The sequence below is a fragment of the Paenibacillus chondroitinus NBRC 15376 genome (genome assembly GCF_004000765.1).
GTDB classification, from domain to species: Bacteria; Bacillota; Bacilli; order Paenibacillales; family NBRC-103111; genus Paenibacillus_E; species Paenibacillus_E chondroitinus.
The window spans coordinates 23,568-45,651 of sequence record NZ_BILW01000015.1 but is presented as its reverse complement, the minus strand read 5'-3'; the positions used below and the strand labels follow the sequence as shown (position 1 = coordinate 45,651).

Here is a 22,084-nt window from a genome sequence, read left to right as displayed (position 1 = left end):
TAAGTAAGCTACTCCGCGGATCGCGGGCGCTTCCCGTCACATTCACAACTCCAGGGCGACTTCGTTCGGTTGCTTCCTATGGAACCTTTCAGCGCTGCAGTTCCACTCTCTGAAGGGCATTCCGCCTACTACTCCCTATCAACGTTTCCAATATTACTCAAAAGGATTACATCATATGATAACGAACATTTGAAATAGAGTCAATATATCATTCAAGTATTACCGTTTATGTGTAAAATATGCCGCTTTCAAAAAAGATGTTCCGCAACAAATGAAGAGCCCCCGGCCGTGAAAACGGCCAGAGGCTCTTGCCTATGTATCCAGCTTATGATCTAGGGAGATAAATAACCTGCCCTACGGAAATCTCTTGATCGCCGAGCCTGTTCAACAGCTGCAGCTCACGCGGGTTGAGCTGATAGCGCTTGGCAATCGTCTCTAACGTTTCTTCTTTTTGAACGATGCACATTTTCAGCTTTCTGAACTCTTGCGAATTCGTTTGGTTTTGAAGAAACAGGCGCTTCCACTCAACGGCGTCTATCCGCGACTCCTCGGCGAGAGCAGCTTGCGCTTCCTCCTCAGCCCGCCTCTTGTCCGTAAGATACGAGCCCGCTTTCGAGAGCAGCGACTTGAGGCCGTACGGGTTGATATCGACAGCCTCATTGGCTTTCTTCCCGAACGCAACTTTGAGATCCTTTTTCTCCTCCGTAACAACCGTGCTGTCCGAATGGGGGCTCACCTTCAATTCCGTTTGCTCAATTTCTACGACTGCCGAGCCGCCGTCCTCACCGTCGTCTTCCTCAATCGACGAAGGAGATGGCTGCACAAGCTCAGGAACGGGCTCTTCATTCACTGGCATTTGTGTAGGCATTGGCATCTGTTCTTCTATTGGCTCCTGAACCTGGGGAGTCGGCTGCATATAAGGCGTTGGAATCGGTTGAATCGACGGATTCTCTTGAATCGGCTGAGTCGGATAGTTGGCAGGCGGCGGCTCGTACCGTGGGAAATTAATCTCATGCACGAATGTAACTTCCTCTTCTTCCCGCCAGCTCTCTACCGGAGCCGAAACAATTTCGACGCCCTGCAGGGATAACACACCTGTCACATTCAAACTTCTTGCTGATAATAAATCAATGTCAAAATTCTCAATATCCACTTGAATGTCTTCTACACGATGAATGCGGTTCAGGGGCAATGTGATCTCAACCGGAATCAAATGTTCAAGTAGTCGCGGTGCTCCCCCTTCTTCGCTGGCATAGTTGCCTGTAAGCAGCAAGTTTCCTTTAAGTATCGCCTGATTATCCAAAGTAAGCACCTGAATGTGAGGAACCAATTCTACATCATTCAACTCTTGTATCCCCGCCAAATCCTCCTGCAAATGAACACGCTCGTAGATATCGAATCTCAGACCTGGTTGTTGTTCAGACACCGGATTAATCCTCCCTTCCATCAAACCCGGATGCCGAAGGCATTCTCGGATTGCTGGTCCATTTACTTGTTTGTCTTTCTAAGTATATGGGTGGTAAGGGCGAGGCATGACTACATTTTTGTCGTCGACTCGACTTTGTCCAGCAATTGCTGGAAATCAAGCGGGAGCGGTGCATGAACCTCAATCAGCTTTTGAGTAATAGGATGCTCGAACGTAAGCTTCTCCCCATGCAGGGCCTGGCGATGAAACAAACGGGAAGATCCCCCGTACAGGACGTCGCCAACAAGCGGATGCCCCAAGTGGCTTAGGTGTACCCGAATCTGATGCGTACGCCCTGTTTCCAGCTCCAGTTCCACAAGCGCAGCATGGTTCAATTGGCGCAGCACTCGATAGTGAGTCACTGCTTGATCGCCGCCTGCTGTCACTCTGCGTTTGCCGGATTGATGCCGGTCTTTGCCGATTGGCGCATCCACCGTTCCTTGCTTTCTTTTGAAAACTCCTTGGGTCAGAGCGACATAACGACGATCAATCCGCTTGTCGCGCATGGCTTCATCAAGCAGAACATGTGCCCATTCATTTTTGGCATATAAAACAGCGCCAGTCGTATCCTGGTCCAAACGATGGATATGCCGCACGGCGCAGGCTTGACCGGTCGATTTATAATAATAGGCTACGGCAGAAGCCAGCGTACCGCCTTGACCTGCTTCGGAAGGATGCACCGACATGCCTGCCGGCTTATTAACGACAAGACAGAAATCGTCCTCGAACAGGACGTCAACATCTTGGCGTTCAGCTTGGAACGTTGCCTCTTCGTTCGCAAACACATGAAGCCTTACCTGATTGTCTTGCACACGGATACGCCCTTGGGAAGCCAATCGCAGAAAGTACTTGCGCGGAACCGGCAGCAAAGCAGCAATTTCATCAACGCTACCTGGCTTCAAGGGTTTCCATGTTTCACTCGGGAGAGGAAGTTCCAGCCATTCCCCGCTGCGTTTCCACACCGTCATGAACGTGTCCCTCTATGAAAAGAAATGAAGATAGCTAGTAGAATCAGTAGAAACACCAAGGTCAAAGCCATTAAATCTATAGGAAAATCAAAAAAGTAATATCGTTTCATGGGTCAATAACTCCTTATGGATACTGGATATGAATATTGGATGACGTACATTTTATTTTAACAATTACCAATATCAATTGCATGCAAAAATATGATAATATAAATCTAGTATTGATTTTTTTCGACATTGAATCATCAAATAGAATACTAGAGCAGGAGAGGAACAACTTGGGCAGTTCAATTTTAGATCATTTTCGCAACTATAGTTGGTTGAAGCGCACTTTACTTGTTATAGCTGTATGTACATTCCTTACTTCAAGCTTTTTGTTTCTGACCCCACCGGGGACATTCATTCGCGAGTATTTAGCCAAAACAGTCATCACCACGCAGCACCGTGATTGGGCCTGGATTTTCGTAGGCGCCCAGCGCAGAGACCAGATGGTTCTTGAAATGCAAAATTTAACAGAAGTCAACTCAGTAGAAAAGCAAGACTTGCAAGCTGTTCAGTTCAATAAGAACCGTCCCATCGAGAGCCTCGTGAAGGTTGAAGATATTTCCGGTCAATTCTGGAAAGGTAAAAAGATGTATGTTTACGATCCGCGTACAATTCGGGTTGTCGTTCCTGATAAGCAAGGCGAAGGCGAAAGAATCACCTCGATGGTTCAACGCACAGGCGCTGTCGCAGGCGTCAACGGCGGCGGATTTAACGATCCGGACGGTTTAGGAAACGGATTTGCCCCAATTGGAGCTATTATGTCCGGCGGGGAAATTCTTTATACCGACCAAGAAGGCAGCATTCCTCAGCATATTGTTGGGTTTACCAAAGAAGGTACCCTCATTATCGGAAAATATACGATTGACGATCTATTGAAGCTAGGCGTTACAGATGCGGTTTCATTCTATCCTCGTGTTATCGCAAACGGCAAACCGCTTATTACAAGCGGAGATGGCGGTTGGGGACGCGCTCCCCGTACGGCTGTAGGCCAAAAAGCAGACGGCACCGTTATTTTCATCGTCATCGACGGCCGTCAAACTCACAGTGTGGGTGCAACCCTGAAAGAAGTACAGGATATTTTCCTGGCAGACGGCGTAATTAATGCAGGCTTCTTGGATGGCGGAGCTTCTTCCGAGATGGTTTACAACGATGAGTTGATCACGAGTCCTTCCAGCCGTTATGGCGAGCGCCGCTTGCCGTCAGCTTTCCTTGTTTTCGATCATCCGGATGAAGTAAAAGTGAAAAATGTTTGGGCAGGACTGACCACCATCGATCCAGGCGGCGCTTACGATCACCCTGATTTCTTGAAAGAACAAGCTGAACTCAAGGCGCATCCGCCAAAAGCAACACCGAAACCAACAGCTACTCCGACACCGTCCCAAAAGCCTGAATCCAGCGGTGATCCAGTCAAGAATGGCGGGACAACAACCCAGAACCCTTCAGAATCAAATAACGGTTCTGGCAAACCAACTTCGACGGGGAAACCGCAAACTTCACCGACGACAACACCTACGCCAACGCCGACTTCACCAGCGTCATCGGCAACTCCAACGCCGACACCGGGAACAGGCGGCGGCACAACAGGTTCCGGAGGCTCCTCGACAGGAGCTTCCGCAACACCAAAACCGAGCGCGACACCGACGCCGAGCTCGAACGCTTCGCAGGGCCAGCAGCAGGGTAACAATAACGGTGCGAACCCGTCCCAGCCCGTGACTAGTCCTCCAGCGAAAACAGAATAGGTCCCAGCTACATAAGACCGCACAAAAGGCTGTATCCGAAGTCATCGATCGTAGATGACTCAGATACAGCCTCTTTGTTGTTCATGCTGGTCTTACAATCTTTTCAACGCTTCGCGATGAGCATCAATCGTCGCCGCGATATCTTCATCCGTATGCGCAGTGGATACGAACATTCCTTCAAACTGCGAAGGCGCAACCGAAACGCCCAGATCAAGCAAATGGCCAAAGTAAGCATTAAATTTCGCCAGATCGGACGTTTTGGCCGTCTCATAATTCGTGACCTTCGTCTCGGTAAAGAACGGACAAATCATCGAGCCTACGCGATTAATCGTGCTTGCCACTCCGAATTCAGCGGCATTGCGCGTAAACCCCGCTTCCAACATGGCGGATTTGCGCTCCAGCTCCTCGTAGACGTTTGGCTCGCCTAGTAGCGACAACGTGGCATACCCTGCTGCCATCGCCAGTGGATTTCCGGACAACGTGCCAGCTTGATAGATCGGACCAGCCGGAGCCATCTGCTCCATGATGTCCAGACGGCCTCCATAAGCGCCTACAGGAAGTCCGCCGCCGATTACTTTACCCAGACACGTTAAGTCCGGTGTAACGCCGTACAGGCCTTGTGCGCAGTTCTTGTGCACGCGGAAGCCCGTCATCACTTCATCGAAGATAAGCAAAGAACCGTATTGCTTCGTAATTTCACGTAGTCCTTCCAAGAACCCCGGTGCTGGAGGGACTACGCCCATATTGCCAGCAATAGGTTCAACAATCAGAGCGGCGATTTCTTCACCGAACTTCTCAAACACTAACTGCACAGAAGCCAGATCATTATAAGGCACTGTAATGGTGTTACTTGCCACACTGCTAGGGACACCAGGGCTATCAGGCAAGCCCAGCGTAGCTACGCCGGAACCCGCTTTGATCAACAGCGCATCCGCGTGACCATGGTAGCTTCCTTCGAACTTAACGATTTTGTCGCGTTTCGTATAACCGCGAGCCAATCGCAATGCGCTCATCGTCGCTTCTGTACCGGAGTTAACCATTCGAACCATATCAATAGACGGCACACGATTTATGACCATTTGCGCCATTTCTGTCTCCAGAAGCGTCGGAGCACCAAAGCTCGTCCCCTTCTCCGCAGTCGCTTTAATCGCTTCCAGCACGACAGGATGAGCATGTCCAACGATAAGCGGTCCCCAAGAACCTACATAGTCAATAAACGTGTTGCCGTCGATATCCGTAACGCGGGATCCAACACCTTTCTCCATAAACAATGGAGTAAGTCCCACTGATTTAAAGGCGCGAACAGGGCTGTTGACGCCACCGGGAATGACCTTCTTGGATTCTTGAAAAGCGGCTGCAGAGCGCGTGTCGATTCTGCTCGAATTTTCCATAATTTAATACCCCCCGTTAAACTTTCTATGCTAAAATATTGACAATATACCTATAAAAAGGCGGTAGCTGACATGCTTGATTATATTAAAAAAGTCCCTTTATTCGCTCGGCTCAATGAAAATCAGCAGAAGGCGCTGGCAGAGATTTGCATAAGACGCTCTTACAAAGGGAATACCGTCCTTTTTTCCGAAAAAGAAATCGGCAACGTGTTTTATATGGTTGTCAGCGGGTCCGTTAAGATCTTCACAACAGGCAGCTCCGGCGAGGAGAAAATACTGTCCATCTGCAAATCCGGCGAGAGCTTCGGCGAGCTGTCTCTGATCGACGGCAAGCCGCGGTCAGCCTCAGCGCAAACCTTGGAAAACTGTGTGCTGCTTTCCATGACAGCGCAAAACTTCCTCGAGCTGCTGCGGAACCATTTTGATATCACGTTAGTCATTATGCAAGAACTTAGCAACCGGCTTCGCGATACGAATCAGCAGGTCTATGATTTAACCTTTTTGGACGCCAGAACGCGGGTTATCAAAAGCTTGATTACATTGGCTAACAAACATGGCATTCGCTCAGAGAACAAGATCACCATCAAGCTCGTGCTCAATTTCGATGAAATCTCGCAGCTTGCCGGTGTGCAAAAGGGCATCCTCATGCAAGTGATTCGCGATCTAGAGGAAAAACAAATCTTGGTCATCTCCCCTTCCGACTTCAAGTTGGATCTGGCCAAGCTGCGCTAGACGGAGGCGGAGGTTACAGCCGGCTCCTTAGCGGATTGATGTATGATACGGTCTGCAAGCTGCCAGGCAGCCTCTTTCCCCTGCCTGATGCAGTCAGGAAGACCAACGCCATGGAAACCTGCCCCTGTCACCAGAACCTGTGGCATTGCAGCATTCAGCTCTTCGCGGAAGCGCGCAATCTGCTCCAGATGCCCTACAGGGTATTGAGGCATTGAATGGTTGAGGCGCGTTACTTCCGTAAACAGCGGCTCAGCCGTTAAACCGAGCAAGTTACGCAGATCATGGCGCGCTTTGCTGATCAACTGCTCATCAGACCACGCAGGCCATTCCTGCTCGCCTGAACGCCCGATGTAGCAGCGCAGCAGCACTTTACCCTCTGGAGCCGTGTGCAGCCACTTGGCGGAGGTTAACGTGCACGCGGTGATCGTGCTGCCCTCATTTCGCGGAACTAGAAAGCCCGAGGCGTCCAGTTCAAACGGAATATCTTTCCGATCAAATGCCATGATGACATTCGCTACGGAAATATAATCGATTTTCTTCAATTCGCTTGCTGCGGGGAAGTGACCCAGCATTTGGGCAGCCTGATAAGTCGGCGACGTTACAATCACGCCATCGACAATTTCGCTGCTGCCATCTTCAAATAAGATCTCTGTCTGCTGTCCTGCCTGACGAATAGAAGCAACCCCTAACCCCGTTCGCAAGTCCGCTGACTCCAGAGCTGCCACTAAACCCGAAACAAGCGTTTGGAGCCCTTTCTTGAACGTAACGAAAACCGAACTACGAATCGCTGCAGGCAAGTGTGCCGTTTCTTCCGGAACGTTTTTGCGGCTCGCCATCATGCCAAGGATCAAGCTCCGATGCTTCTGCTCCATCGTTCGGAATTGAGGAAACGTCGATTTCAAGCTGAGATTGAACGTATCTCCCGCATAAATCCCAGCTAACAACGGTTCCACGATTCGCTCCAGGACTTCTTTGCCTAAACGGCGTTCCAAAAAATGACCCAAAGACTCGTCGTTCGTGATTTCACGCTTAGGCAAAACCAGATCCAAGGCTGCCCGCACTTTGCCAAGCGGAGAGATAAGACCTGTTTTCATGAACGGGGTCATTTGTGTGGGAATCCCAAGCACTAATCCAGGAGGCATCCGATGCAGCTTGCCTTGACGCACAATATACGTCTTTTTGGCCTTCGGGTTCGTGCCGGTAAGCTCCTGCTCAAGTCCAAGATCATACGCCAAATCAATAATAGGGCGCTTCCGGGCAAGAAAGGAGTCGGGCCCCTTTTCAATAACGAAGCCCTCTTTCTCGATCGTACGAATTTTCCCGCCAAACGCCGCCGCTTTTTCCACCACTGAAATACGAAATGGCCTGCCTTCCGCTTCCAAACGTTTCTTTAGATAAAACGCAGCGCTAAGTCCCGTAATCCCCCCGCCAACGATCATGTAGTGAGGTGTAGGGGTACTCATGACTGTTTACTTTGTTCCTGCCATTTGGTGTAAACAACATCACTAAGTGTTTGCATATATAACGGGTCCGTATTAAGCGATTCCGTCCGTTCTAAATGCAAGCCCAGCTCCTTAGCCAACGCTTGCGCTTCAATATCAATGTCATATAGAACTTCCAAATGATCGGATACAAATCCGATTGGGCAGAGCAGAACGTTTTTCACGCCTTCTTCTTTATGAATTTGCTTGAGCACGTCCAAGATGTCAGGTCCAAGCCATGGCATGGCCGTTTGGCCTGCGCTTTGCCAACCGAACTGCCAATTGGTCAACTGTACGCGTTCAGCGATAGCTTTGGATGTCGCAAGCAATTGATCCGGGTAAGGATCTTTCATTTCGAGAATTTTCTCAGGTAAACTATGTGCCGTAAAAATAACACGGATGTCACTCCGCTCCGCATCATTGAACTTCGTTAGCGCCTTTTCGACCCGAGTGCTCAGAGCATCAATCAATTTCGCATGAAGATGGTAGTCCAGAACGAAGCTCATTTTAAGTCCAAGCTCCTCCGCCTTATCCTTCGCTCTCTTCACATAACCGCCAACGCTCATCGTCGAATAGTGAGGCGCCAAAACGACTCCTACAGCCTCTGTGATCCCGTCTTTGACCATTTGCTCCACACCATCTTCAACATACGGCTGAGCGTGCTTCAGGCCTTGATAGCACACAAACTCAACTTCCGGATGCTCGGCACGCAATGTGTCCTCAAGACCTTTGACCTGCTTATTCGTATTTTCGCGCAGCGGGAAGAACCCGCCTACAATCGCTTCATAACGCGCAGTTAATTCGTGCAGCTGCTCAGGTGTAGGCGGATGCCCGCGTCTAATATGCGTGTAATACGCTTCCACCTGATCAAGACTTTCCGGTGTCCCGTAGGACATGACTAATACACCAACACGACGTTTTGTCACCCTAAACACCACTCTTTTCTGCTTGTTGAGTTAACACGGAATGCGAGTACGCATGAATGAATGCCGTCAAATCTTTGAGCTTTTCCAGCGACGCTTCCGGGAACAACCCATGTCCAAGGTTAAAAATATAACCTGGCTTCTTCATGCCTTCATCCATAATCGCTTTCGCCTGCTGCTCGATGACATGCATAGGAGCCGTCAGGATATAAGGATCCAGGTTGCCTTGCACTGCGAAACGCTCGCCTACCCGCTCACGTCCTACCGGGATCGGAATCCGCCAGTCCAAACCAATGACATCCGCTTGCAGATTGTGCAAATACGGAAGTAATTCGCCTGAGCTCACGCCTGGGAAATAGATTTTCGGCTCCTTCAAGTGAGACAGCTCCTTGAAAATCCGCTCCATTGTGGGTAAAACATACACTTGAAAATCTGCAGGAGACAGCGCCCCTACCCAGCTATCGAATACTTGAACAGCCTTCGCACCTGCGGCAATATGGGATTTCAAATAAGTAATCACCATGTCACCAAGTTTATCCATCAGCGCAAACCAAACGGCAGGCTCAGAGTACATAAGCTGCTTCGTACGAATGTAGCTCTTGGATGGCTTCCCTTCAATCAAGTAGCTGGCAATCGTAAATGGCGCTCCGGCGAATGAAATCAGCGGAACTTCAAGTTCTTTGTCTAATATGCGGATCGTCTCAATGATATGGGACAAGTCCTTGTCCACATCAATAGGACGCAAACGTTCAACATCCTGCGCCGTACGAACCGGTGTATGAATAACTGGACCAACATCCTTGACAATATCAAAATCGATCCCAAGTGAAGCAACGGGATTCATAATGTCTGAATATAAAATTGCCGCATCAACACCAAGCTTCTTAATGGGCATCATCGTAACTTCTGCAGCAAGCTCCGGCTGTTTGCAAATCTCGAGCAGAGTGAACTTTTCTTTAATTTTCCGATAATCCGGATCGTAACGACCGGCTTGGCGCATGTACCATACCGGCAGCGTATCCACCTGTTCTTTCCGGCACGCTTTAATAAAATTGTCGTTGTAGCTCATGAGGCACCTTCCTCTGGTTTCCATCTATTCTCATTCATTATGCCCTAATTATACCCCTGTCACAACCGACGTAAGCTTACGTTTTGCGACAAATGTATGACAAAAGAACCACCCGCAACTAGGTGTGGCAACGGTTCAATTTCCTCTGGAAACTGCTCGTCTGCGCCTTCTAGGGTGGATGGTTCCAACTTTTAAAATTAGCTGTTTTTCAAATAACGGGCAATATCTTTGGCAAAGTACGTCAGGATAATATCGGCACCGGCGCGTTTAAAGCTTAGCATCGTTTCCATCACGATCGCCTCTTCATTAACCCATCCTTGCAGGGCAGCAGCCTTAATCATGGAGTATTCGGCACTCACATTATAAGCTACGACCGGCAGGTCGAAATTATCTTTGAGCATGCGAATGACGTCCATGTAGGCAAGAGCCGGCTTCACCATTAAGAAGTCAGCGCCTTCTACAACATCGCTTTCCGCTTCACGCAGCGCTTCTCTTCCGTTCGCAGGATCCATCTGATACGTTTTGCGGTCGCCAAATTGCGGTGTGGAATGTGCAGCATCCCGGAACGGGCCGTAATATGCTGACGCATATTTCACCGAGTAGGCCATGATCGGTGTATTTTCATAACCCGCTTCGTCCAATCCGGAACGGATCGCCTGAACATAACCGTCCATCATATTCGATGGGGCGATAATATCGGCTCCGGCTTTTGCTTGGGAAACCGCCGTTTTGACCAGAAGCTCAAGGGAGGCATCATTCGCAACGTCGGCTGCGCCTGTAATCGGATGATGGTGAATGACACCGCAATGCCCTGTATCTGTAAACTGGCACAGACAAGTATCTGCAATAATGAGCAAGTTCGGGTTCAATTCTTTGATAAAACGCGTTGCTTGCTGCACGATACCTTCATCCATGTAAGCGGACGTGCCTTTTGCATCCTTGAAGTCGGGAACTCCGAACAGAAGAATGGCTTGGATACCAAGCGATGTAATTTCGTCAATTTCGGCTTTCAGCATGTCTAATGACAAATGGTAAACGCCAGGCATAGAAGCAATTTCGGACTTGACGTTCGTGCCATGGGTTACAAAAATAGGCTGTACCAGGTCATTGACGGTCACCTGATTTTCACGAACTAAATTACGAATAGCTGCATTACCGCGTAAGCGGCGATTACGAACAATGGGGAAACTCATGAGGATTCCGCCTCCTTTTTTAATGCCATTATTTAGGTTGAATCATGCTTTGAACAAGTGAAGCAATAGTGGCCTCTTCAGCCATATACGTAATCGGCAGTCCATATTGACGTACCGTTTCTGCGGTTTTGGGTCCGATACAGGCAATTTCAACACCTTGCAGCAGAGATAAAGGTTCTTCAACGCCAAGCTGCTTCAAGGCTTCAATCAAATTCGTAACGGTGGATGAGCTCGTAAAAGTAATAATATGAATGCTATGATTTTGCAGCAGATGAATGATTTCATCTCCGTCATCCGCTGTGAGCACATTCTCGTACACATCAACTTCCGCCACTTGCAAACCAAGCTCACGCATCTTAGCAGGTAAATAATCACGTGCCAAATCGGCTGTTGGCAGCAGGACCTTCTGACCCGCTATCAGATCAGCCTGAATGGCCTCCAGCATGCCTTCGCCCTGATATTTGCTTGGTAGTACGTCGGCGATAATGCCTCGCTCAGCAAGCGCCTCAGCCGTTCTGGGACCAACTGCCGCAATGCGGGCATTGCCCATTCTGCGAACATCGATCTTCCGCTCGCGCAACCGGTTGAAGAAAAACTCCACCCCGTTCACACTGGTCAATAAAATCCAATCGTAAGTATCCAGTTCGTCCAAAGCCTCGTCCAATGCTTGCTGGGCTTCAGGACGACTTGGCGGCTGCAGCTTGATCACCGGGAACTCGACAGCTTCTCCGCCAAGGTCATCGATCAGATCAACCAGCTCGCTGGCTTGGCTTCTGGCGCGTGTCACCAAAATTCGACGGCCAAACAACGGCTTCTTCTCGACCCAAGCCAGCTTCTCACGCAGCTTCACAACTTCACCGACAATAATGACAGCAGGCGATTTGAATTCAGCTGCTCTCACCTTCTCCGTAATGTCGGAGAGCGTGCCTGTGATGGTTGCCTGATCAGCCCACGTCCCCCATCTGACCAATGCTACCGGCGTTTCCGGGGGCTTGCCGCAGCGTATTAATTCACGGCTGATTTGTTCGAGATTCGCAACACCCATTAAGAAGACCATCGTGCCGATTGCTTTGGCCAGATGCTCCCAGTCCAGACCGGAATACGTTTTATTGGGATACTCGTGACCCGTAATAATCGCGAAAGACGACGTGAAATTGCGATGTGTGACTGGAATTCCCGCATAAGCCGGAACGGCAATGGAAGACGTAATACCCGGAATGATGTCGTAAGTCACATCGTGCTCCGCAAGCAGCTCCGCTTCCTCCCCCACACGTCCGAAAACGCTGGGATCGCCTCCCTTTAGACGCGTCACGACCTTGCCTTGCAAAGCCAAATCTACGAGTAAATGATTGATTTCTTCTTGCTTTAAAATATGTTTGTCCGGAAGCTTGCCGACAAAGATCAGCTCAGCATCCGGTCTGCGATGCTTGAGTAAACGGGGATTCGCCAAACGATCATAGACAATGACATCTGCTTTCTGAATGGCTTCCAAACCACGAACCGAGATCAGCTTAGGGTCGCCAGGACCTGCGCCAACGAGATAAACTCTTCCCTTGTTCAAGTGGCTCACTCCCTTACCTCGGCTAGGATACGTTCAGCGCCTTGTTCAATCAGCTTGCCTGCGATAAGTTCGCCAAGCGCTTCCGGATCACGCCCGGAAGCCGTTTCCTTCAGCATGGTCGCGCCATCCGGCGTTCCGACCATGCCTGTCAGCGTCAGCAGCGGCCCTTCGGATCCGCTGCCTTCTTCGCTTACGCTCGCGTAAGCGCCGAGCGGCACCTGGCAGCCTCCGTTGAGTCTGCCAAGGAATGCCCGCTCTGCCCGCACCGCGAGCGCAGTAGGCTCATGCTGGAACTTGCCCAGCAGGTCCATCACGAAAGCATCGCCGCCCCGGCACTCGATGCAGAGCGCGCCCTGCCCGACGGCAGGGAGGCACTCTTCGGGCGGCAAGTACGCGCTGATGCGATCCTGCCAGCCGATCCGGTGCAAACCGGCTGCGGCCAACATGATCGCATCGAAGTTCTCTTCATCGAGCTTGCGCAGTCTCGAATCAATGTTACCGCGGACCGACTCGATGCGAAGGTCCGGGCGAAGATGCTGCAGCTGGCTGGCACGGCGCAGCGAGCTGGTCCCTACAAGCGCGCCCTGCGGCAGCTCCTGCAGGGAGCCGTATCCGCGTGTGATAAGCGCATCGCGCGGATCCTCACGCTTCGGTATCGCTCCGACCACAAGCCCTTCAGGAAGCTCGAAGGGCATATCTTTCATGCTATGGACAGCGATGTCGATCTCGCCGTCCGTAAGCGCCTGTTCGATCTCCTTGACGAACAGCCCCTTGCCGCCTACTTTGGATAAAGTTACGTCCAAAATACGGTCGCCCTTCGTGACAATTTTCTTAATTTCAAATTGACAGTCAATCCCGTGCTCCGCAGCCAGCTGCTTTAAGAGCTCTACCGCCTGCCCCGTTTGGGTTAACGCTAGTGCGCTTTGTCTAGTACCTACAATAATGGTTCTCATCTCTACCCGCCTCCTAAACTCGCTGTCCGAAATCTGTAATCGTTGACCATGAAGGCCGGTCTGTATCCACTTGACCTGCTAATCCATTCGGCCAAGGTCCTCTTTCTATCGCCAAGTAAAGCTTGTCCTTCCAACTGTTGAACGAACCGTCGCGAATTTTGTCCAACACGTCCCAGTCCAGCATTTCTTTGAACATGCGTTGTCTAGCTTGTTTGTCCGCTATTTTACTTTGAACGAGATGCCGTACTTCGCTGAGAAAATCAAGATAAATGGCGTATTCCTCACCGTAATTGTTATCCAGTTCCCGAGCGATTTTACGTGATGCCGAAGGACTTGCTCCCCCGGTTGAAACGGCAATCACCAGCTTCCCTCTTCGTACAACTGATGGTTGTATATACGAGCTAAGCTCCGGCTGATCCACCACGTTGACCAACTTCCCCTGCGCCGTTGCAAATTCATAGACTTGTGCATTTACTTCAGGGCTGTTAGTTGCCGCAACTACCAGTGTAAAAGGCATAAATTCTTCACTGGTCATCATAGACGGATGAAACGTCTGCCTGTGCAGGACTACTGCCGAATGATTCGCCAGTTCGACTAATCCTTCCGTGAATTCCATGCTGATCATCGTCACGCGAGCCCCAGCTTCGAGCAATGAGAAAACCTTACGTTCAGCAACAGGTCCACCACCAATTACCAAACATTGCTTTCCCGCGAGATTCACCATAATTGGGTACGGGTACTTCATGTTCAATAACTCCATATCCAGTCGTGAAAACCGGAAACTAAATTGGAAACAACAAAGTTAACCACGACAATGAAAAAAGCAGCCAGGTTCCAAGCGGCTAATTTGTAGCCGGAAATCCGCATCGACTTCTGTTGAAATAAATAGAACGCATAGGCGGCGAGCACAAAAAATGAATTAATCACCTTCGGATCATAGAGCAAATTGTGATTCCCCTCCAGGACAACCCAAACCACGCCAAGACTTAACGCCATTAGCAGCAATGGAGCCCCGATAATGACGGAAAAATACGTATAATGCTCGATTTTCTCAAGCGAAGGCAATCGCATTACGGTTTGAGAAAACTTTTTAGCCTTTAACATATTGTGTAAAAACACATACATGCAAGAGAAGATTGCTGCAATGGAAAATGCCACGTAACTGCCGATCGCTAGGGAAATATGTATAAATAAGAGCTCATCGTTGACGTCCCAACCGGCTTTGATCGGCATGACATTCGGGTTTCCAAATATGTTTAAGGCGAGTATGGCGAAACCAAAAACGTTAACAAAAAATACGAACAATTCGATTCGGAAAAATCGGTTGACCAGCAAGGAAATAGACACGATCAACCATGAAAACATAAACAGGACGTCTGTTCCGGCAAATGCCCATTCTGTTAAATGATTGTATAAATTAATTGCTAAATACGCGGTCTGCAGGACCCATACAAATAAAAGGAGCCCCGTCCCCATCCGTTTTGCGCTTCGGTTCGCATTCGCGAAATCCGAAAAGTAAAACAATAGGCTCAGGGCATACATATAAATCATCGCATCAAACAACCAGCTACGAGTTACCATGGCACCTCTCCCAGGCGATTAGCGCCTTTATTCTCAAGATTTTGCCAGAATGTCCGCGGTTTGTAAGCCGCGTACGGACAGTTTCTCTTCCAGAAGCTGTTTCGCTTCCTGCGCTTTCTGCCCGGCTTCCAGCTCTTGTGCTAATTGATTGGCTTGCTCTTGTTGTTCTAATGTCTCTTCCAGGGCAAATAATTTCGTGAAGAGGTCCAGCGCTTCTTCCCCATGGCGTTCTCCCGCCATTTCCTTAATACGCAGGATAGGGTCGCGCAGCACTTGGTTCACGATGCTCTTGGTTAATTTACGGATCACTTTGATTTCACGCTCATCGAGATCAGGCAGCTTATTCAGCATGCTTTCCATCGTTTCTTCGTGAATCTGGCTGGCTTTCGCCTGTAGAGCGTTAATAACCGGACTTACACCAAGTGTCTTTGTCCATTGTTCAAACACACCGATTTCCGTTTCAATCATCGTCTCAATCTTGGCGGCTTCTTTCTTTCTCTCCTGCAAATGCTTATCAACGATATGCTCCAGATCATCAATATCATAAAGGAACACGTTCGGCAGTTCGCTAATTTGCGGATCCAAATCACGAGGCACGGCAATATCCATCATGAACAGCGGGCGCGATTTTCTCTTTTGGACATAAGACTGAATATCATTTTTGGTTAAAACATAACCCGGAGCACCTGTCGAGGAGATAATAATATCCACCTCAGGCAAATACGATGCCATTTTGTCCATGGTGCACGGAATACCGTTGAATTTATCCGCTAACTCGGCTGCACGCTCAAATGTACGGTTAACGACGATAACTTTGTTAGCCCCGTTCGCATACAAATGCTTAACCGTGAGTTCGCTCATCTTCCCGGCACCGATAATCATAACAGTTTTATTGTTATATGTACCAAAAATCCGCTTACCGAGCTCCACAGCAGCATAAGAAACAGAAACCGGATTATTGCTAATGCCCGTTTCGGAATGCGCCTTTTTGGCTAAAGTAACGGATTGCTTAAACAACGTGTTGAAATATGAACCCGTCGCTTTCATTTTTTGAGACGATAAAAAAGCTTCTTTGACCTGTCCTAGAATTTGGGTTTCCCCTATCACCATAGAATCTAAACCGCTGGTTACGCGGAATAAATGCTCAATCGCCTTCTCATTTTCATGCATATATAAATGTTTCTGAAACTGAGCCTTGGGAACTTGGAACCACCGCTCAATAAAATGTGTTAAATAATGATTGCACATCTGTGGTCGATCCACAACGGCGTAAATTTCCGTGCGATTGCAGGTGGCGACAATTACACATTCCAAGATGCTTTTTGTTTCTTTCAATTCCGCCAATGCGATCGGCAAATCTTGTTCGGAAAAAGCAAACTTCTCGCGAATTTCAACTGGAGCTGTTCGATAATTAAGACCAACTGTTACGATATGCAAGTGTACCACCTGCCCTTCTTTTATTTTCTATGAACATTATAGCACAGCAAACTATTCAATCCGACAAAATTTTTGAATAAATTATGAATGCTTCGCTATGCTCGTTAGTTTTAACAGCATTCGGCTCGCCTATACCTGAATTGGCAAGAAGCCCATTTATTGAAGCAGTTTTTTGCGGAGAAAAGCCGTTAAATTGCTATCGAGCTCCGCCAGTTTCGTGTTTTGGGAAGACACAATATCTCCATTGGAGGCCATGATTTTCTCATATATCTCATACATGCTTTTATATTGCAGCCCCGCTTCTTTGAGCGTTTGCAGTTCATCAGGCTTTAGTGCCCGTTCACCGCCGATCTGGAGACGCTGCAAGTACTGCGATAACTGTATCATGCTGGACATGGGGGTGAGATAATCCGATCCCCCTGCCGCTAGTACAAGACGTTCATGCGTATAGCCCGCTGAGTATAAGGCCTGCTGGCTCGCCGCCAGCTCATCTGTCGTTTTGCTTTGCGCGGCTTCCTCCAGGTAGCTCATTAACAGCTCCATCTGAAATAACGAAACCTGATACAGCAGATGGGAGGCGTCATGTTTTTCTTTATGATGGCCAAGCATTTGTGACAGCTGATAGATGGGCCAAATGATGAGAAACAGAACAATACTGTACAGGACTGCTTTTCTCGTTAATTTTCGTCTCACTGCGCTAACTCCCCGCTTCCCTTATTGGACATGTGCCGCAATAACATTGTATGGGAAGAAGGACAAACAAATAACCACGGATTTCTCCGTGGCCATCGTTATTGTTATGTGCAGAACCTTATTTCACAAGCTCTGCTAGCTTAATTTCAGGAGTTTCTACTTGCAATTCACCCATTCCGCGAACTAGTTTCTTCGCATGGAATGTTTCTGGTTTCAATACGGATACCATAAAATCAATTGCTAATTGAGGGTCCACTGTCTCACCGCAAGTATAACAGTCAAGCGCGGCAAAACCTCTCTCAGGATAAGTGTGAATGGAGAGATGACTCTCGGACAACATAACAAGTACAGTTGCTCCTTGTGGTTCAAATTGCTTGGATTGTACAGATAGTACGGTTGCTCCGCATACCTCGGCAGCTTCTACCATCTGAGCCTGCAACCATTCTGCATTGTTCAGAAGTTCGAAATCTACCCCCCAAGTATCTACAGCAACGTGTCTTCCGAAAGTTGAGTATTCAGTTTCCATCTTTCGGTTCCCCCTTCCTAGGAATAAAATGTGTGTAAAAATTTCATCCGCTAGGACCTACGTCATTCACTTCCCGAGGGTATTATCTCTCGCAACATTCAATGTCCTGAGTGAATCCTGGTTCCTATATTGTTTCAACGAGAATAAAAATAACATCTATCGACGAGAAATGCAATAGTTTTTTTTGCCAAAGCCCTTCTCCTCCGAGCACGCAATATCTAATCTATGTAGAAGGCGTTTAACTTGTTCATTCGGCTCAAAAAGTCGTAATTTGGACACAAAAAAGACCCTTAATCGGGTCTTCCATTTGCATGTATATGTGGTTGTTAAGCCTCCAAAATAAACAAACGATGTGTGAGCTCATTGAGGCGAGTGTCGATCTGCTGGTGTTCTCCTTGATCCTGCACCATATTGCGCAAGTCGAGAAGATGATTAATTTGGTCGTAGATCATTTCGATCTCTTGTTCGACTTCTCTCTTTTGGAACATTTCCTGCATGAGGCCAATGGTATCTCGGAACTCATAAATGACCGTTATCAATTGCCCTTTAACTTCTTCAATCTTCACAACAGTGCCGCGCTCATAGTAGTATACCATGGTATAGCTGGAATAAATTCGGTTTACCGTCGCGCTTCCTTTGAACTCCGATACAGCTTTTCGCATTAAATTAGCCAGTAAAGTATTACTTAATCTGCAGGATCCTGTACATTCATATAGGCCCGATTTCTTCTCAAATGAAAGGACAATTTCTTGACCTGCACCATCTTGAAAAACAACTTCTTGATTGCCATTTTCCAAAACCTTCACTTGCAAAGTCACTTGATGGTCCACGAACATTTGAAAAAACCTGAACATCTCGGCTTCTGTTAACTGGAGGCAGGTCTTGACATATTCAGTCGCTAACCTTTGTGCCATAAAAATCCCTCGATTCTTTGTTTTCAAGCAATGAACAATTACCTTGTTTATTATTATACTACAAGCGGCATGAATATTCCTGCGTGCATTTCATGATAATCCGCCAAATATTCTGAAAAAACCAAGGAAATACGGAATGCCAGTAAATTTTCCCTAGAAAACCTCACTTTCCTGTATGCTTCTTCTTGATTTCCTCTCTCTTTTGGCATCTTGCTCTCATATACGCAAAAAACCGCCCTTTGAATCAGGACGGTTCTCGCTGGATTACTTCTTCGTTTGTTTCTATCGTTCCAGCCGGGGCTTCAGCTGCTTCGACTTCCGGCTCTCCATAAGCAATAGCTTGCTCCAAAATCCCCCACAGCTCGTCCTTCCCGAGCGTAAGCTCAGAAGAGAACATCAGAGGCTGAACGCCTTTATCCATTCCCAGTGTTTCTCGCACAATTTTAAGGTGTTTGGCCCATTGGCTTTTGGGAATCTTATCTGCCTTCGTTGCAACCACGAGAACAGGCACATCGTTATGTCTTAACCATTCATACATCGCTTGGTCATCCTTGGAAGGCGGATGTCTTAAATCCACCAGCTGCATGACAAGACGCAACGTTTCACGGTTCAATAAGTAATTCTCAATGAATTTTCCCCATTGTTCTCTTTTTGTTTTGGATACTTTGGCGTAACCATAACCGGGAAGATCAACAAAATATAAGTCCTGATTTACTTTATAATAGTTCAGTGTTTGGGTTTTACCCGGTTGGGAGCTGGTTCTAGCCAAGTTCTTGCGGGAGATCAAGCAGTTAATGAGCGAGGATTTCCCGACATTAGAACGCCCTGCCAGAGCAATCTCCGGCAAGGCATCCTCTGGATATTGGCTAGGTCCAACCGCACTGATAACGAACTCAGCTTGATTGACTTTCAAGAATGTTCAACTACTTTCTATGGTTATCCGACGTGAGCTGGCGGCCTATTTTTCACAAGTGCATGTTCGAGCACTTGATCCATATGGCTGACCGGTATAAAGGTCATCTCATCGCGGACACTTTCTGGAATTTCGACGATATCTTTCTCATTATCCTGAGGCAGCAGAATGGTACGTATACCAGCACGATGTGCAGCGAGCGCCTTTTCTTTCAGTCCCCCGATTGGCAGCACGCGGCCGCGAAGTGTGATTTCGCCCGTCATTGCAACTGAGCGGGAAACCGGGATATTCGTCAAAGCCGAAATCAAGGCGGTTGCCATCGTTATCCCGGCGGAAGGGCCATCTTTGGGTATCGCCCCCTCCGGAATGTGGATATGGATGTCATTCTTCTCGTGGAAGTCAGGAGCAATCCCAAGCACATCAGCGCGTGTTCGCGTATAGCTGAATGCTGCTTGTGCGGACTCTTTCATAACATCTCCGAGCTTACCTGTCAGCGTCAGCTTGCCTGTGCCTTGCATCACGGTCACTTCAATTACCAGCGTATCCCCGCCGACTTCCGTCCAGGCAAGCCCTGTGACCGCTCCGATCTGATCCTTCTCTTCCGCTACATTGTACCGGAACTTAACTGGACCCAAGTAGTCCTTCAGGTTCTCTTCCGTTACATGCACCGGCGTTGAGGGGTCGGACACGATTTTTTTGGCTGCCTTCCGGTTCATCCCGGCAACTTGCTGCTCTAAATTACGAACACCGGCTTCTCTAGTGTAATCACGGACGATTTTCATCAACGCTGCGTCATCAACGACAAGTTGATCTTCCTCTAATCCATGATCTCGCTTTTGCTTCGGCAGCAAATATTTCTTGGCTATCTGCATTTTCTCAATTTCCGTATAGCCCGGGATGTACAGAACCTCCATCCGATCTAACAAAGGACGCGGAATATTGTGAACGGCATTAGCGGTTGTGACGAACATGACGTTGGACAAGTCGAACGGAACTTCAATGAAATGATCACTAAAAGTGCTATTTTGCTCGGGATCCAGAACTTCCAGCAGCGCCGATGCAGGATCACCGCGGAAATCCATGGCCATTTTATCGATTTCGTCTAATAAGAAAACGGGATTATTGGCTCCGGCATTTTTCATCCCCTGGATGATCCTGCCAGGCATAGCTCCAACATACGTGCGGCGATGGCCGCGGATCTCCGCTTCATCCCTGACACCGCCGAGCGAGATGCGGATAAACTGTCTGCCCATGGATCTTGCGATAGAGCGGGCGATGGACGTTTTACCGACCCCTGGCGGTCCCACCAGACAAAGGATAGGACCTTTCAGCTTTTTGACCAGCTTCTGCACAGCCAAGTACTCCAGCACGCGTTCCTTCGGTTTCTCAAGCCCGAAATGATCCTCATTGAGAATTTCCTCGGCGATGTTCAAATCAAGATCATCTACGGTCGATTTGGACCAAGGCAGCCCCAGCAGCCAATCAATATAGTTGCGAATGACGCCACCTTCCGCAGAAGTTGCCGGCATTTTCTCCAGACGGTCGATTTCTTTCTCGACCTTCTCGCGAACCTTGTCAGGCAGCTCAGCTTCCGACAATTGACTCCGCAGCTCATCGACTTCGCCTGCGCGGCCTTCCTTATCGCCAAGTTCCTTCTGGATCGCTTTCATCTGCTCGCGAAGGTAGTATTCCTTCTGCGTTTTTTCCATCTGCTTTTTGACACGTTGACTGATCTTGCGCTCCAGTTCAAGCACTTCTCGCTCATTGTTGAGAATATTCAGCATTTTCTCAAGCCGCTCACGCACATCCACGGTCTCCAAAATGTCTTGCTTATCCTTGATTTTGAGCGACAAATGACTGCAGATGACATCAGCTAAACGGCCTGGCTCATCGATATCGGATACAGCCGCGAGCGTCTCTGGTGTCACCTTTTTAGATAAATTGATATAATGCTCGAATTGGTTCAGAACGGTACGCATCAGCGCATCGATCTCTGGATCCGTTATTTCTTGCTCAGGCAGCTCTCTGGCCGTCACTTCGTAGTATTCATCATTCACGAGGTACTCTACAATCTCAGCACGCAACACGCCTTCTACCAAGACACGAATCGTTCCATTCGGCAGCTTCAGCATTTGCCGCACCTTAGCAATAGTCCCGATGCGATAAATATCTTCTTTGGAAGGCTCTTCAATGTTGATCTCAGATTGAGAGCAGAGGAGTATCATGCTGTCATCCACCATTGCCCGCTCTAATGCTTTAACCGACTTTTCCCGCCCTACATCCAGATGTAGAACCATGCTCGGATAAACCAGCAGTCCCCTTAGAGGCAATAGCGGCAATCTGCGCACCTTGATTTTTCCGGGTCCCATCCTCTGCACCTCCATATATAGGGAGCTCTGAGCCCTGCTCAAAGTCTCTCATTATTGTATTCATCCGTTGCCCTTTACATTTTATCAAAACTGCACAGAAAACACCAATTGGCACCTAACGCGGCATGTAA

Annotated in this window: 19 protein-coding genes; 2 read left to right on the top strand and 17 right to left on the bottom strand. The window is 48.5% G+C overall.

Annotated elements, in window-relative coordinates:
• Nucleotides 1-325 precede the first annotated feature (325 nt).
• On the bottom strand, nt 326-1,426 hold the full coding sequence (locus PCH02S_RS17840) for a LysM peptidoglycan-binding domain-containing protein (protein WP_127455296.1): 1,101 nt from the start codon (nt 1,424-1,426) through the stop codon (nt 326-328).
• Between the two features lie 110 nt (nt 1,427-1,536).
• A complete protein-coding gene (locus PCH02S_RS17835) occupies nt 1,537-2,433 on the bottom strand; it encodes an RluA family pseudouridine synthase (protein WP_127455295.1) in 897 nt (298 codons plus the stop codon).
• 278 nt (nt 2,434-2,711) lie between these two features.
• Between PCH02S_RS17835 and PCH02S_RS17830 the strand changes: the two genes are divergently transcribed.
• Complete coding sequence (locus PCH02S_RS17830; RefSeq protein WP_246069135.1) at nt 2,712-4,217, top strand: phosphodiester glycosidase family protein; 1,506 nt, start codon at nt 2,712-2,714, stop codon at nt 4,215-4,217.
• Nucleotides 4,218-4,309: 92 nt separating this feature from the next.
• Here the strand turns inward: PCH02S_RS17830 and hemL are convergent, their stop codons facing one another.
• Nucleotides 4,310-5,608: a glutamate-1-semialdehyde 2,1-aminomutase gene (gene hemL, locus PCH02S_RS17825; RefSeq protein ID WP_127455294.1), complete on the bottom strand. Its 1,299-nt coding sequence runs from the start codon at nt 5,606-5,608 to the stop codon at nt 4,310-4,312.
• 72 nt (nt 5,609-5,680) lie between these two features.
• On the opposite strand from hemL, the gene PCH02S_RS17820 reads away from it, so the two are divergent.
• Nucleotides 5,681-6,340, top strand: a complete 660-nt coding sequence (locus PCH02S_RS17820) for a Crp/Fnr family transcriptional regulator (RefSeq protein WP_127455293.1) — start codon at nt 5,681-5,683, stop codon at nt 6,338-6,340.
• Here the strand turns inward: PCH02S_RS17820 and hemG are convergent.
• The 14 genes from hemG to lon form a co-directional block, all read right to left on the bottom strand.
• Nucleotides 6,337-7,803 (bottom strand): protoporphyrinogen oxidase, encoded by a 1,467-nt coding sequence (hemG, locus tag PCH02S_RS17815; RefSeq protein ID WP_127455292.1) that lies wholly within the window; start codon nt 7,801-7,803, stop codon nt 6,337-6,339. The genes PCH02S_RS17820 and hemG overlap by 4 nt on opposite strands.
• A complete protein-coding gene (gene hemH / locus PCH02S_RS17810; protein WP_127455291.1) occupies nt 7,800-8,747 on the bottom strand; it encodes a ferrochelatase in 948 nt (315 codons plus the stop codon). Before hemH ends, hemG begins: the two co-directional genes overlap by 4 nt.
• 1 nt (nt 8,748) lies before the next feature.
• Entirely contained in the window at nt 8,749-9,813 is a 1,065-nt protein-coding gene (hemE, locus tag PCH02S_RS17805; protein WP_127455290.1) for a uroporphyrinogen decarboxylase, read from the bottom strand.
• 197 nt (nt 9,814-10,010) lie between these two features.
• Nucleotides 10,011-11,006 carry a porphobilinogen synthase gene (gene hemB / locus PCH02S_RS17800; RefSeq protein WP_127455289.1) on the bottom strand — a complete coding sequence of 332 codons (996 nt, stop codon included), beginning with the start codon at nt 11,004-11,006 and terminating at the stop codon, nt 10,011-10,013.
• 28 nt (nt 11,007-11,034) lie between these two features.
• Complete coding sequence (gene cobA, locus PCH02S_RS17795) at nt 11,035-12,567, bottom strand: uroporphyrinogen-III C-methyltransferase (RefSeq protein WP_127455288.1); 1,533 nt, start codon at nt 12,565-12,567, stop codon at nt 11,035-11,037.
• A 5-nt stretch (nt 12,568-12,572) separates the two neighbouring features.
• Complete coding sequence (gene hemC, locus PCH02S_RS17790) at nt 12,573-13,520, bottom strand: hydroxymethylbilane synthase (RefSeq protein WP_127455287.1); 948 nt, start codon at nt 13,518-13,520, stop codon at nt 12,573-12,575.
• A gap of 13 nt (nt 13,521-13,533) precedes the next feature.
• Entirely contained in the window at nt 13,534-14,265 is a 732-nt protein-coding gene (locus PCH02S_RS17785; RefSeq protein ID WP_164819611.1) for a precorrin-2 dehydrogenase/sirohydrochlorin ferrochelatase family protein, read from the bottom strand.
• Nucleotides 14,266-14,267: 2 nt separating this feature from the next.
• The gene (gene ccsA, locus PCH02S_RS17780; protein WP_127455285.1) at nt 14,268-15,101 is read right to left on the bottom strand and encodes a cytochrome c biogenesis protein CcsA; all 834 of its coding nucleotides are present in this window, start codon (nt 15,099-15,101) and stop codon (nt 14,268-14,270) included.
• A gap of 33 nt (nt 15,102-15,134) precedes the next feature.
• Nucleotides 15,135-16,538: a glutamyl-tRNA reductase gene (gene hemA / locus PCH02S_RS17775; protein ID WP_127455284.1), complete on the bottom strand. Its 1,404-nt coding sequence runs from the start codon at nt 16,536-16,538 to the stop codon at nt 15,135-15,137.
• A 156-nt stretch (nt 16,539-16,694) separates the two neighbouring features.
• Complete coding sequence (locus PCH02S_RS17770; protein ID WP_127455283.1) at nt 16,695-17,231, bottom strand: S-adenosylmethionine decarboxylase; 537 nt, start codon at nt 17,229-17,231, stop codon at nt 16,695-16,697.
• Nucleotides 17,232-17,349: 118 nt separating this feature from the next.
• Nucleotides 17,350-17,757 carry an adenosylmethionine decarboxylase gene (speD, locus tag PCH02S_RS17765; protein WP_127455282.1) on the bottom strand — a complete coding sequence of 136 codons (408 nt, stop codon included), beginning with the start codon at nt 17,755-17,757 and terminating at the stop codon, nt 17,350-17,352.
• 326 nt (nt 17,758-18,083) lie between these two features.
• Nucleotides 18,084-18,671 carry a non-ribosomal peptide synthetase module gene (locus tag PCH02S_RS17760; protein ID WP_127455281.1) on the bottom strand — a complete coding sequence of 196 codons (588 nt, stop codon included), beginning with the start codon at nt 18,669-18,671 and terminating at the stop codon, nt 18,084-18,086.
• Nucleotides 18,672-18,915: 244 nt separating this feature from the next.
• The gene (gene yihA / locus PCH02S_RS17755; protein WP_127455280.1) at nt 18,916-19,584 is read right to left on the bottom strand and encodes a ribosome biogenesis GTP-binding protein YihA/YsxC; all 669 of its coding nucleotides are present in this window, start codon (nt 19,582-19,584) and stop codon (nt 18,916-18,918) included.
• Nucleotides 19,585-19,607: 23 nt separating this feature from the next.
• Nucleotides 19,608-21,953, bottom strand: coding sequence for an endopeptidase La (lon, locus tag PCH02S_RS17750; RefSeq protein ID WP_127455279.1), 2,346 nt, complete (start codon nt 21,951-21,953; stop codon nt 19,608-19,610).
• Nucleotides 21,954-22,084: the final 131 nt, after the last annotated feature.